The organism is Klebsiella michiganensis, from assembly GCF_002925905.1.
In the GTDB taxonomy this organism is placed as follows: domain Bacteria; phylum Pseudomonadota; class Gammaproteobacteria; order Enterobacterales; family Enterobacteriaceae; genus Klebsiella; species Klebsiella michiganensis.
On the sequence record NZ_PRDB01000001.1, the window covers coordinates 81,857 to 94,137 of the forward strand.

At 57.7% G+C, this 12,281-nt stretch carries 12 protein-coding genes; 10 read left to right on the plus strand and 2 right to left on the minus strand.

Annotation, left to right across the window (positions count from 1 at the left end; translation table 11 throughout):
- Positions 1 to 2: 2 nt before the first annotated feature.
- The 3 genes from rfaC to CDA56_RS00410 are packed head-to-tail and all read left to right on the plus strand — an operon-like array spanning position 3 to position 3,026.
- Entirely contained in the window at positions 3 to 974 is a 972-nt protein-coding gene (rfaC, locus tag CDA56_RS00400; protein WP_103814461.1) for a lipopolysaccharide heptosyltransferase RfaC, read from the plus strand.
- Complete coding sequence (locus CDA56_RS00405) at positions 974 to 1,882, plus strand: sugar glycosyltransferase (RefSeq protein WP_014839787.1); 909 nt, start codon at positions 974 to 976, stop codon at positions 1,880 to 1,882. Before rfaC ends, CDA56_RS00405 begins: the two co-directional genes overlap by 1 nt.
- Positions 1,860 to 3,026 (plus strand): O-antigen ligase family protein, encoded by a 1,167-nt coding sequence (locus CDA56_RS00410; RefSeq protein WP_014227242.1) that lies wholly within the window; start codon positions 1,860 to 1,862, stop codon positions 3,024 to 3,026. The genes CDA56_RS00405 and CDA56_RS00410 overlap by 23 nt, the downstream gene beginning before the upstream one ends.
- A 26-nt stretch (positions 3,027 to 3,052) precedes the next feature.
- Here CDA56_RS00410 and CDA56_RS00415 read toward each other — a convergent pair whose 3' ends face one another.
- Complete coding sequence (locus tag CDA56_RS00415) at positions 3,053 to 4,135, minus strand: glycosyltransferase family 9 protein (RefSeq protein WP_103814457.1); 1,083 nt, start codon at positions 4,133 to 4,135, stop codon at positions 3,053 to 3,055.
- A gap of 21 nt (positions 4,136 to 4,156) precedes the next feature.
- Positions 4,157 to 5,119, minus strand: coding sequence for a polysaccharide deacetylase family protein (locus tag CDA56_RS00420; RefSeq protein ID WP_004855488.1), 963 nt, complete (start codon positions 5,117 to 5,119; stop codon positions 4,157 to 4,159).
- 111 nt (positions 5,120 to 5,230) lie between these two features.
- Here CDA56_RS00420 and rfaQ point away from each other — a divergent pair, with 111 nt between their 5' ends.
- The 7 genes from rfaQ (at position 5,231) to coaD (ending at position 12,164) form a co-directional block, all read left to right on the plus strand.
- Positions 5,231 to 6,307 (plus strand): putative lipopolysaccharide heptosyltransferase III, encoded by a 1,077-nt coding sequence (rfaQ, locus tag CDA56_RS00425; protein ID WP_103814454.1) that lies wholly within the window; start codon positions 5,231 to 5,233, stop codon positions 6,305 to 6,307.
- Entirely contained in the window at positions 6,304 to 7,431 is a 1,128-nt protein-coding gene (locus tag CDA56_RS00430) for a glycosyltransferase family 4 protein (protein ID WP_064374915.1), read from the plus strand. Before rfaQ ends, CDA56_RS00430 begins: the two co-directional genes overlap by 4 nt.
- A gap of 2 nt (positions 7,432 to 7,433) precedes the next feature.
- Complete coding sequence (locus CDA56_RS00435; RefSeq protein WP_103814452.1) at positions 7,434 to 8,528, plus strand: glycosyltransferase; 1,095 nt, start codon at positions 7,434 to 7,436, stop codon at positions 8,526 to 8,528.
- 30 nt (positions 8,529 to 8,558) lie between these two features.
- Positions 8,559 to 9,548, plus strand: a complete 990-nt coding sequence (locus CDA56_RS00440; RefSeq protein WP_032751704.1) for a glycosyltransferase — start codon at positions 8,559 to 8,561, stop codon at positions 9,546 to 9,548.
- A 92-nt stretch (positions 9,549 to 9,640) separates the two neighbouring features.
- Entirely contained in the window at positions 9,641 to 10,915 is a 1,275-nt protein-coding gene (gene waaA, locus CDA56_RS00445) for a lipid IV(A) 3-deoxy-D-manno-octulosonic acid transferase (protein ID WP_014227249.1), read from the plus strand.
- The gene (locus tag CDA56_RS00450; protein ID WP_046876802.1) at positions 10,915 to 11,691 is read left to right on the plus strand and encodes a glycosyltransferase family 2 protein; all 777 of its coding nucleotides are present in this window, start codon (positions 10,915 to 10,917) and stop codon (positions 11,689 to 11,691) included. Before waaA ends, CDA56_RS00450 begins: the two co-directional genes overlap by 1 nt.
- Entirely contained in the window at positions 11,688 to 12,164 is a 477-nt protein-coding gene (coaD, locus tag CDA56_RS00455) for a pantetheine-phosphate adenylyltransferase (protein WP_004106901.1), read from the plus strand. The genes CDA56_RS00450 and coaD overlap by 4 nt, the downstream gene beginning before the upstream one ends.
- The last annotated feature ends 117 nt before the right edge of the window (positions 12,165 to 12,281 follow it).

The following is a 12,281-nucleotide window of genomic DNA, read 5'->3' on the forward strand; positions in this document are numbered from 1 at the left end:
GGATGCGGGTACTGATCGTAAAAACCTCGTCCATGGGCGACGTGCTGCACACGCTGCCCGCGCTGAGCGACGCCGCGCTGGCCTTTCCCGGCATTCGTTTCGACTGGGTGGTTGAAGAAGGCTTCGCGCAGATCCCTTCCTGGCATGAGAGCGTCGACCGGGTCATCCCGGTGGCGATTCGCCGCTGGCGCAAGGCGTGGTTTTCCGCGCCGATCAAAGCCGAACGCAAGGCGTTCCGCGAGGCCGTGCGCGCGGAAAAGTACGACGCTATCATCGATGCCCAGGGGCTGGTGAAGAGCGCCGCGCTGGTCACCCGACTGGCCCGCGGCGAGAAGCACGGTATGGACTGGCAGACCGCCCGCGAACCGCTGGCGAGCCTGTTTTACAACCGCCGTCACCATATCGCTAAACAGCAGCACGCCGTTGAGCGCACCCGCGAGCTGTTCGCGAAAAGCCTCGGCTACGCGAAGCCGGAAACCCAGGGCGACTACGCAATCGCCCGCCATTTTTTGCGTCAGGCTGACCCGTCCGCTGCGCCGTATCTGGTGTTCCTCCACGCCACAACGCGCGATGATAAACACTGGCCGGAAGAGAACTGGCGGGCGCTTATCGCCCTGCTTGCCGACAGCGGCGTACGTATCAAACTGCCGTGGGGCGCCCCCCATGAAGAGGCGCGGGCCGGACGCCTGGCGGAAGGGCACGATTTTGTCGACGTCCTGCCGCGCATGAGCCTGGAGCAGGTAGCCCAGGTGCTGGCCGGCGCGCGCGGGGTCGTTTCCGTCGACACGGGGCTGAGCCACCTCACCGCCGCGCTCGATAAACCGAACTTCACGCTGTACGGCCCGACCGATCCGGGGCTGATTGGCGGCTACGGTAAAAATCAGCACGTGGTGCGCCCGGAAAGCGGCAGCAGCACGGGAGATATTCCCGCGTCCCGGGTTCGGCAACTGTTGAAATCTCAGGAACTGGCTTAATGGGTTCATTATTTAAGCAGATCTATCGCTACACGCATCGACGCGCCTTTCGCCATAACGAAAATCTCTGGCCGTTTACCCATATCACGCGCGCGGCGAGCGGCGAAATCCGCACCCTGAAATACAAAGGGAAAGCGGTTCCGCTGGTCAATCTCAGCGAACTGAAGGATAGCGCTCAGGGCGAGGTGCTGCTGACCGCCACAGGCCCCTCTACGCGCCGCATCGATTTTACGCTGCTGCCGAAAAGTATTCCGGTGATGGGGGTGAACGGCGCCTGGCATCTCTCTGATAAAATTAAATTTTCGCTCTATACCATCGTGGATATGGAGTTTTACGATAAAAAACCGGACGTGATCCGTTCGGTGATTAGCCAGGCTGACATTGTGCTCTTCACCACCATGCACGGTATCGCCAAAATCCTCGACCGCCACGGCGCAGAGCTTCGCTGTCGTTTGGCATTAATTGAAGACGCCTGTTATAAAATTTATCAGCCTAAAGTCGCAAAAAACGCGATACAGCAGGCCTGGCGCGGCGTCCCCGCGCTACGCTTTCATCCGCAAAGGCAGGATATTTGCTTTAGCACCGACATTCGTCACGGCATTTTCGATGCCGGAACCGTGGTCTACTGGGCACTGCAAATTCTGATGTGGCTGGGATTTAAAACCATTCTGATAAGCGGGCTGGATATGAGTAATTTCAACCAGCCGCGATTCTACGAAACGGAACAGGATAAACTCCCCTCCTGGCTGGCAAATAAGGTGGATGACCTGGTCATGCCGTCCTTTTCGCACGCTGCCAACGTGCTGCAACAAAACCATATTCGGGTCGTCAACTTCTCTTTAGAAAGCGCGGTTCCGGAAACGATTTTCGAAAAGGTTTCTTTTGATGAGTACTTTAAAAATAAGTAATTACGCCAGACAGGGCTACACCGTTTTCTTCACTTTGTTTCTGTTTTTTAGTGCTATTTTCTGCGTATCAACCCGGACAAATAACCTCCTTCATTTATCTATTTTGCTCTTTTTGCTTTCACTGCTTAACAAAGACAACCGTCAGGCAATAGCGGAAAGCATCCGCCAGCGGTGGCCGGTTTATAGCCTGCTGGTCGTATTCTGCGTGTACTATGCGCTGAGCAATATTTGGGGGCAGACGCCGCAGCATATCGATTCCCCTCTGACCCACGGCACCTATTTAATTTTCTATCTTCTGCTGCTGACAACGCTACTTGGCCATCCCCGAACCCGACATCTGGCGCTGCTGAGCGTCGTGGCCGGGATCACGGTGCTCTCCGTCTGGACGATGGCGATCGACTTCACGCTGGTCCTCAAGGAACGCCTGGTTTCGCCGGAGAATCCCGGCCCGACCAACGTGATCGACCTCGCGGGCTATTGCGGTATCGGCATCCTTATTTGCGCGATGCTGCTGAAGGAGAAAGGCAGCCACCTGCTGTATGTGCCGATGGCCATCATGCTGGTGATGCTGTTTCTGACCCAAAGCCGCGGCCCGATTATCGCGCTGCTGGTGGCGTTTGTTTGCACCCTGCACCTGCACGTCTTTACCCGCCGCAACCTTCTGATTGTCGCCGCGTTAGCGTTGGTTCTGGGCGCGCTTTTCTTCTTTACGCCAACGGGAGACCTGCTGCTGGCGCGCTTTGAAGAGCTGGGCACCCAAAGCGGATTGCGCTTGAGTATCTGGCACCATACGGTACAGGAAGTGGCCAGCCAGCCGTGGCTGGGTCGTGGCTTTGACTACGAGCTGAACTTTACCAACTACAGCGGCGAGCATATCACTACCACCCACAGCGTCTATCTTGGTGCACTGTTGAAAGGCGGCATAATCGGCCTGGCGCTGCTGCTGGCGGTCATTGCCGGAGGGTTATGGCAGGCATGGCGTAAACAGCAGGATGGCCGCTACGGGCTGGCGATTTTTATCTATGCGCTGATTTTTATGGCCTCGCAGGGCATGTTTATCATCAGCAACCCTCGCGAAAGCTGGCCGCTGTTTTGGCTGCCGCTGGGCATCGCGCTGAGCGGCAGCCTGAAGGCGAAACGCTAAGAGAAGGGCCCGCAGCGGGCCCTTTTTTATGCCTGCTGGCGAGCGGCGATCAGGGCATCCACCTGCGCTTTGATCGCCGGCCAGACCGCGTCAATGGTCATGTCGGCGACGTTAGTCTCTTCGCAGACAATTTGTCTGGCCTTGTCATAACCCGGCGCCCAAATGGTATAGCCCGGCAAACCGGTATCTTTGAGTTTACGTTTGTTGTAAACCGCCACCATGGGCTTGTCGAACGCGCGAGCAATATGCACGATGGCGGTATCCGCCGTAATCACCAGATCGCAGTGGCGAACAATCTCAACCGCTGAATTAATATTGCTATCTGGCAGATGCAGCGCCGTTTCCAGATTAAGCTGACGAATTTTCTCGCTATGCCCGACCATCACGACGCTGATTTTATAAGGGAGCGTATATAAGCGTTCAATCAGAGCAGAAACCTGATGACGGCAAAAGTCTTTATCCGTTGAGGCGGTAAACGGGTTTATGGCAATACAGAGCTGACTCCCCTTGTGCTGAGCCAGCAGTGTTTTGACTCTTTCCCGCTCAAAAGCATCGCCGGGCAGATGATAGTGGTAATGAGGGTGTTCTATGCCAAATAGCCTGGCGACGGCTTTATAGCGCGCGGAAATATGGCTGCTGCTGTCCAGAAAAGGGATGGAGTGATCGTAAAGCTTATATTCTTGTTTATTAAAACCGATAACGCAGCCAAGGCGTAAATCAGCCAGCAGTTTAAAACGCTCGTAGGTTTTCACGTCATCAAAATCAACGACCGCGTCAAATCCTGCCGTACGCAGTGCGTTTAACGCCATCCGCGGCTGATATAAATAAACCTGCTCAAGAAAATCCGCACCGGCAAGCATCTGCTGACAGACCGGCCCGGTAAGCACCGAAACCTTAAAGCCCCGGTCAGCTAAAAGCTTTGCGCAGCCGGTCGTTACGACCATATCCCCAACTTTGTCATCCAGGCGCAATAATAAAACATGCTGAATCTTCGCGGTATTAAAGGGCTGGCGTGCGCTTTTATTTCTGTAACGATAGTTAATTAAATTAAACTTAATTTCGCGGAAGAAGGCATTTTTCTTCCGCGTAAACTGCTTCACGATACGCATACGGTACCTGGTTGTGATCTTTTATCGCTGTGTGAGTTTCTGTTGGTAGTACTCCGCCAACGTCATTCCCTTCACCTGCGGCGCCAGCCAGCTGAAAAAAGCGTCCAGATCGGCATATAAGCGCTCGATATCCTGCTCGTTTTTAAACGTTGGGCTGCCGCCGGGCATGTACTCTGAAGAGTGGAGCATATATTCGACGTAGTCATTACCCTGAGTCAACGTTTGTTCGACCACTTTTTTCATCGTCTCAACGTTGCCGCCCATCGGACGCAGCCAGTGTACCGACGGCGAGCGTACTTTGCCGCGCAGGCGATCGTAGCCCTGCTTCAGGCTATTCATCCACGCGGAATGCTTGTACTGAATGCTCATCGGCACTTCCAGCAGCGATGATTGCCCTTCACGACGGATATCATTCTCGTCAAGAAAATAGGCGTGCTGCGGGAAATGACGGTAATCGGTACCGCCGTCGCCCTGCGGCGCGCCTTTCGCCGTTTTCCAGTTCACCCTCGGGGTAACCGAGCAATCCACCAGATAGCCATACTCCACCAGCAGACGCGCGTAGCGCTCGTCAAACGCCCAGCGCCCGGCGCGATGGCTGACCATTTTGGTCTGAAAGGTGTCCTCCAGCAGGCGGGTCATATAGTCGACTTTTGCCCGCATCGCCGCATCGCTGTACTCGATCAAATACGGTTTATGTCGCCAGTCGTCATCGGTGAGCGGATCGGTCGGCGGGCTGTTCCACGCGTGGAGATGCATACCGATTTCCGCGGTTCCCCGGGCGATCGCATCTTTGGCAAATTCGATATAAACCGGATCGATGGCCATTTCATAGTTGGTCAACCAGACCGGTTTAAAACCATACTTTTCGCAAAGCTGCTGAAAACGCGGTAGATAGCGCGCATTCTCGGTGGTGATGCTGTCATGTTTTTGCCAGAGGTTATCACCCTCTGTATCAATGGTGATGAGAAATGCGGGTTTGTGCACGAAAACGTCCTCAGGCCATACGTATCGGGTCATGGTAGAGCAAGACAAGGCTTCTCTCAATCTATCTGATCCCCTAGAATCGGAGCCCTGCCCCTGAATGAAGAATAGAGAATGACGCCTGAAACCCGCACTTCCGGCCGCGTGAACCCGGCGCGAATCCTGGTTATTAAGCTTCGCCATCATGGCGATATGTTATTGATAACGCCGCTTATTCACGCACTTAAGCAGCAATATCCCGCCGCCAGCGTGGATGTGCTGCTTTATGAAGAAACCCGGGATATGCTCGCAGCGAATACGGATATCCGCCACATTTACGGCATTGACCGGCGCTGGAAAAAACAGGGCGCCGGCCATCAGCTGAAGATGGAGTGGCGGCTGATTCGCACGCTCCGCCAGCAGCGCTACGATATGGTGCTCAATCTTGCCGATCAGTGGCCCAGCGCGATCATCACCAAACTGACCGGGGCGGCCATCCGTATCGGCTTTGACTTTCCGAAGCGTCGCCACCCGGCCTGGCGTTTTTGCCATACCGCCCTCGCCTCAACCGAGCGGCATAACCAGCTGCATACCGTGCAGCAGAATCTGTCGATTCTGGCGCCGCTTGGGCTGGATATTGCTGACGCGCCGGCGACGATGGGCTACAGCGAGCAGGACTGGCGCGCCAGCCGCGCGCTGCTGCCGGCAGGATTTCAGGATAACTATATCGTCATTCAGCCAACCTCCCGCTGGTTCTTTAAGTGCTGGCGCGAAGGGCGGATGAGCGCCCTGATAAACGCGCTTTCTGAAGCAGGCTACCCGGTCGTGCTGACCTCCGGCCCTGACGCCAGAGAGAAGCAGATGATCGACACCATTATGGCGGGCTGCCCCAATGCTCGCCTGCACTCCCTCGCCGGGCTGCTCACCCTGCGCCGGCTGGCGTCCGTCATCGACCATGCCCGCCTGTTTATCGGCGTCGACTCCGTGCCGATGCATATGGCCGCCGCGCTCGGTACGCCGCTGGTGGCGCTATTCGGCCCCTCCAAGCTCACCTTCTGGCGTCCATGGCAGGCGCAGGGTGAGGTGATTTGGGCGGGTGATTTCGGATCGATTCCCGATCCTGACGACATTGATACCAACACCAACGAACGCTTTCTCGATTTAATCCCCACCGACGCGGTTATCGCGGCGGCGAAAAAGGTACTGGCATGAGTAAATTCAGGCTGGCTCTGGTACGCCAGAAGTATCGCCCGGACGGCGGCGCGGAGCGCTTTGTCTCCCGCGCGCTGGAAGCCCTCGACGACAGCGATCTTGAACTGAACGTCATCACCCGCGAATGGCAGGGGCCGGTGAAGCCCGAGTGGAACATCCACATTTGCAATCCGCGCAAATGGGGGCGGATCAGCCGCGAGCGAGGATTTGCCGACGCCGCCCGCCAGCTGTGGCAGCGCGAAGCCTTCGATCTGGTGCAAAGCCACGAGCGTATCCCCGGCTGCGACCTGTACCGCGCCGGAGACGGCGTGCACCGCCGCTGGCTGCAGCAGCGCTCGCGCATTTTGCCCGGCTGGAAAAGCCGCCTGCTGTTTGCCGACCGCTACCATCGTTATGTAATGCAGGCCGAGCGCGACATGTACCAGGACGCGCACCTGCGCGGCGTTATCTGCAACGCGGAGATGATTAAACGCGAGATTATTGAAGACTTCGGCCTGCCGGCGGAAAAAATCCACGTCATCTATAACGCTATCGATAACCAGCGTTTTCTGCCGCCGACGGAAGAAGCCTTTGTCGCGCTGCGCGCCAAATGGAATCTGCCGATCCAGGCGACCTGCCTGATCTACGTCGGCTCCGGCTTTGAGCGCAAGGGGCTGGATGCGGCGATCCGCGCCATCGCGCCGACCAACCGCTACCTGCTGGTGGTGGGCAAAGATAAAGAGCAGGGCCGCTATCAGCAGCTGGCGAAAACGCTGAACTGCGAGGAGCGGGTGCGCTTCTTCGGCATGCAGTCGGAAACCCTGCCGTTCTATCAGATGGCCGACGGCCTGCTGCTGCCGACGCTGTACGATCCGTTTCCCAACGTCATTCTCGAAGCGATGGCCTGCGGCCTGCCGGTGATTACCACTACCGGCTGCGGCGGCGCGGAGTTTATTGTTCAGGGCAGCAATGGCTACGTTTGCGATGCGCTGGATATCCCGGCCCTGCAGGAGTCGGTTAGCGCCCTGCCCACCCGGGCGTTAGGCTCTGCGCAAGGCGAACGCGCCCGCGAGCGCATCATGACCTGCACCAGCGAACGTCTCTCGGCGCAGCTGCTCTCCCTCTATCAGGATTTGGTGAAATAACGATGCGCATACTGTTTGTTATCGACGGCCTGCCCGGCGGCGGCGCGGAAAAAGTCGTGCTGACGCTGGCAGCGCATTTTCTTAGCCAGGGTGAACAGGTATCGCTTTTTTCCCTGCGCGACGTCTGCGATTATCCGCTGCCGGAAGGGCTGGATTATCAGGTCATCGACGATCGCTGCCGCAAGCCGTGGCGCAAGCTGACGGAGCTGTCCCGGCGCGCGCGCCAGCTTGATGCGGCAATCGAGAAAGCAGAACAGCAGGGCCGTTTCGATCTGGTGCTCTCGAATCTGCATAAAACCGACCGCATTGTCTCCCGCAGCCGCCTGCTGAACGGGCGCAACGTCTGGTTTTGCCTGCACGGCGTGTTCTCCGCGTCCTATCTCGGACACCGCAGCGGTTTTGACCGCTGGCTGAAACAGCAGAAAATCGGGCGCGTTTACCGGGGACGCAACGTCGTCGCCGTCTCCGATGCGGTAGGTCAAGACCTGGTCGAGCAGTTCGCTATTCGCCCTGCCCAGCTTAAAACCATCTATAACCCGTTTGATATCCCCGCGCTGCGCGCCGCGGCCGAAGAATCCAGCCAGCGCCCCGACGGCGACTATATTATCCACGTGGGCCGCTTTCATCCCGGTAAACGCCACGACCGCCTGATTGAGGCCTATGCGCAAAGCGGTATCGATGCGCCGCTGGTGCTGCTGGGGCAGGGAAAACCGGAACAAGAACAGCGCCTGCGCCAGCTGGCGCAGCAGCTACAGGTTGCCGATCGCGTCCTGTTTAAGGGCTTCCAGAAAAACCCGCTGCCGTGGATTAAAGGCGCGCGGATGCTGGTCCTCAGCTCCGATAGCGAAGGCTTTGGCAACGTGGTGGTTGAGGCGCTGCTGCTGGATACGCCGGTCGCCAGCACCCGCTGCCCGGGCGGCGTGACCGAGATCCTCACCGGCGAGCTGTCGCGTGGCCTGGCGGATCTCAACAGCCCGGCGCTGGCTCAGACGATGCAAAGCATTTACCATAGCCCGCCGGCCATCGACGCAGCGGCGCTGGAGAAGTTCAGCGTGGCATCGATTTGTCAGCAGTATCGTCAGCTGCGCAGCGCCTGACGCCGTTATTCAACCAGGATCGAATGAGTTATGAGTCAAACGCCTTTACTAAGCATCGTAGCCGCCGTCTATAACGGCGAAAAATTCCTTGCGCAATTCTTTGAGTGCCTTGAGCAACAGCAGCTGGAAAGCTATGAACTGATCCTGGTGAACGACGGGTCGACGGACGGCAGCCTTGCGGTTATCGACCAGTGGAAAGACCGCCTGCAAAACGTGCTCGTGCTGGAGCAGGAAAACCAGGGCGTGTCGGTGGCGCGCAATACCGGCCTCGCCGCGGCGACGGGTAAGTACCTGACCTTCCCGGATATCGACGATAAGCTTTACCCGGGCATGTACCGTACGCTTCTGGAGATGGCGGAAAAGGGCAATCTAGACGTCGCCACCTGCAACGGCCGCTACGTCTACGAGACGAAAAAAGATATCCATCCTATTTTCCCGCTGGACCGGCTACAGTCGACCGGCGTTTTGCCCGGCCACGTCTGGTTAAAGCAGGCGCTGGATTCTCGTAAGTTCCTGCATGTCACCTGGCTGAATATCTACCGCCGGGAGTTTATCGCCAGCCACCGCTTCCACTTTGAGCCTGGCCTGCGCCATCAGGATATTCCCTGGACCACCGAAGTGCTGCTGGCGGCAGAACGCGTGCAGTACACCAGCGAACAGTTCTACGATTACTATATTCACTCGGAATCGGTGTCGCATAAGCCGGACAACGACGACACGCTGATGCGTTCAGCGCGCCACTATATGAAGATTCTTGAGATGCTGGACGCCATCAACCAGCGTTATCCGGACAAGGTTCGCGATATTTCCGCCTGCCGCTGGCAGATCGCCAAAGAGGGGCTGGGGATTATTCATACCTTCGATAGCATGAAAGATGAGTCAAAAAAGCATATTATCATTAAAGAGTTCTTTGACCGCGGTATCTGGCGCCTGATCTGGAAAAACGCCCGTACGTTCCGTCTGCGCTGGCGTCTTGGACGCCGCTATCTGCGCATCAAGCGCTATCGCGACGCGGCTTAATACTGAATCCCTTAGTTTCCGCCAAAGAGATAGCTTTACGCGGGTTAAATGCTTAGAATTTGCCCGCAAAAACATAAATACGGATAAATCGCTTGGAATTGCTTTATACCGCCCTACTTTACCTCATTCAGCCGCTGGTGTGGCTGCGACTGCTGTTACGCAGCCGTAAGGCCCCTGCCTATCGTAAACGCTGGAAGGAACGTTATGGCTTCTGCCAGAACAAGGTAGAACCGGGTGGCATCCTGCTGCATTCCGTTTCCGTAGGTGAAACGCTGGCGGCGATTCCGCTGGTGCGCGCGCTACGCCACCGTTACCCCTATCTGCCGATCACCGTCACCACCATGACGCCAACCGGCTCTGAACGCGCCATGTCCGCTTTCGGCAAAGACGTGCATCACGTCTATCTGCCTTACGATCTGCCCGGCGCGATGAACCGTTTCTTCAATACCGTTCAGCCGAAGCTGGTTATCGTCATGGAAACCGAACTGTGGCCGAACATGGTCGCCACGCTGCATAAGCGTAAAATCCCGCTGGTAATCGCCAACGCCCGCCTCTCCGAACGCTCGGCGAAAGGCTATGCCAAACTGGGGAAATTTATGCGTCGGCTGCTGAGCCGCATTACCCTTATCGCCGCGCAGAATGAAGAAGACGCCAGCCGCTTTATCGCTCTTGGCCTGAAACGCAATCAGCTGGCGGTCACCGGCAGCCTGAAGTTTGATATTTCGGTCACGCCAGAGCTGGCGGCTCGCGCCATCACCCTGCGCCGCCAGTGGGCGCCGCATCGCCAGGTATGGATTGCCACCAGCACCCACGACGGCGAAGAACAAATTATTCTTCAGGCGCATAAGCAGCTGCTGGAGCGTTTCCCCAACCTGCTGCTGATCCTTGTCCCGCGCCATCCGGAGCGCTTCGGCGACGCCCGCGAGATGGTGCAGAAAGCGGGAATGAGCTACACCCTGCGCAGCACCGGCGAAATCCCGTCGAACAGTACCCAGGTGGTGATTGGCGATACCATGGGCGAGCTGATGCTGCTGTACGGTATTGCCGACCTCGCGTTTGTCGGCGGTAGCCTGGTGGAGCGCGGCGGCCATAACCCGCTGGAGCCCGCCGCCCATGCGATACCGGTACTGATGGGTCCGCACACGTTCAACTTCAAAGATATCTGCGCCAAGCTGCAGCAGGACGATGGACTGATTACCGTCACCGACGCCGACTCGCTGGTAACGCAGGTGTCTAACCTGCTGACCGATGAGGATTACCGTCTGTGGTACGGTCGCCATGCGGTGGAAGTTCTGCACCAAAACCAGGGCGCGCTCTCCCGTCTGCTACAGTTATTGCAACCCTATCTGCCGCAGCGGAGCCACTAATGTCGCCTCGACTCTCGGTCGTGATGATCGCCAAAAACGCGGCGGATCTGCTGCCTGATTGTCTGGCGTCGGTAAGCTGGGCCGATGAGATAGTGCTGCTGGATTCCGGCAGCAGCGACAACACCGTCGAACTCGCCCGCAGCCAGGGCGTTCAGGTGCATGTCGATCGCGACTGGCAGGGCTACGGTATTCAGCGCCAGCGCGCCCAGGCCTACGCCACCGGCGACTACGTGCTGATGATCGATACCGACGAGCGCGTCACTCCGGAGCTTGCGCAGTCTATCCGCAGCGTGCTGGCCGCGCCGCAAACCGGCGCGATATACAGCATCGCCCGGCGCAACTATTTCCTTGGCCGCTTTATGCGCCACAGCGGCTGGTACCCCGACCGCGTGATGCGCCTGTACGAACGCGACCGTTACCGCTATAACGATAATCTGGTCCACGAATCTCTCGACGCCCAGGGCGCGCGGGTTATCGAACTCGCGGGCGACCTGCTGCATCTGACCTGCCGTGATTTCTCCGGCTTTCAGCAAAAGCAGCTGGCCTACGCCGCCGCCTGGGCGCAGGAGCGCCATCAGAGAGGCAAAAAGACCTCGCTGGCCGCTATCTTCGGCCATACGCTGGGCGCCTTTGTGAAAACGCTGCTGCTGCGCGGGGGCATTCTTGATGGGAAACAAGGTTGGCTGCTAGCGGTGGTCAACGCGCAATACACGTTTAATAAATACACCGAGCTGTGGGCCCTGAGCCGCGGCTACTCGGAGAAAGTGTCATTATGAGCACAAAAGCGATCTATCCGGGAACCTTCGACCCTATCACCAACGGCCATATCGATATCGTCACCCGCGCGGCCAGCATGTTCGATAAGGTGCTGCTGGCTATCGCCGCCAGCCCGAGCAAAAAGCCGATGTTCACTCTCGACGAGCGCATCGCGCTGGCCACCCAGGCAACGGCGCATCTGGTCAACGTTGAGGTTATTGGCTTCAGCGATTTAATGGCCAATTTTGCCCGCGCGCAGCAGGCGAATATTTTAATTCGCGGCCTGCGGGCGGTGGCGGATTTTGAATATGAGATGCAGCTGGCGCATATGAACCGTCATTTGATGCCGACGCTGGAGAGCGTGTTTCTGATGCCGTGCAAAGAGTGGTCGTTTATCTCCTCTTCGCTGGTGAAAGAAGTGGCGCGCCACCAGGGCGATGTCTCTCACTTTCTGCCGGCAAACGTTCACCAGGCGCTGCTGAAGAAGCTGTAATCCTGCGCCATCGGGCTCTTCCCGGAGGCGATGCTGCGCATCTGTCCGGGCTACCGGACCAAGCGCAGCCCTGTAGCCCGGCTAAGCGCAGCGCAAGCCGGGTTCACGGCAACCCCC

Bases quoted from the DNA above. Each gene is read 5' to 3' on its own strand.
- rfaC (WP_103814461.1), top strand. From the start codon at position 3: ATGCGGGTACTGATCGTAAAAACCTCGTCCATGGGCGACGTGCTGCAC.
- CDA56_RS00405 (WP_014839787.1), top strand. From the start codon at position 974: ATGGGTTCATTATTTAAGCAGATCTATCGCTACACGCATCGACGCGCC.
- CDA56_RS00410 (WP_014227242.1), top strand. From the start codon at position 1,860: ATGAGTACTTTAAAAATAAGTAATTACGCCAGACAGGGCTACACCGTT.
- CDA56_RS00415 (WP_103814457.1), bottom strand. From the start codon at position 4,135: ATGCGTATCGTGAAGCAGTTTACGCGGAAGAAAAATGCCTTCTTCCGC.
- rfaQ (WP_103814454.1), top strand. From the start codon at position 5,231: ATGACGCCTGAAACCCGCACTTCCGGCCGCGTGAACCCGGCGCGAATC.
- CDA56_RS00430 (WP_064374915.1), top strand. From the start codon at position 6,304: ATGAGTAAATTCAGGCTGGCTCTGGTACGCCAGAAGTATCGCCCGGAC.
- CDA56_RS00435 (WP_103814452.1), top strand. From the start codon at position 7,434: ATGCGCATACTGTTTGTTATCGACGGCCTGCCCGGCGGCGGCGCGGAA.
- CDA56_RS00440 (WP_032751704.1), top strand. From the start codon at position 8,559: ATGAGTCAAACGCCTTTACTAAGCATCGTAGCCGCCGTCTATAACGGC.
- CDA56_RS00450 (WP_046876802.1), top strand. From the start codon at position 10,915: ATGTCGCCTCGACTCTCGGTCGTGATGATCGCCAAAAACGCGGCGGAT.
- coaD (WP_004106901.1), top strand. From the start codon at position 11,688: ATGAGCACAAAAGCGATCTATCCGGGAACCTTCGACCCTATCACCAAC.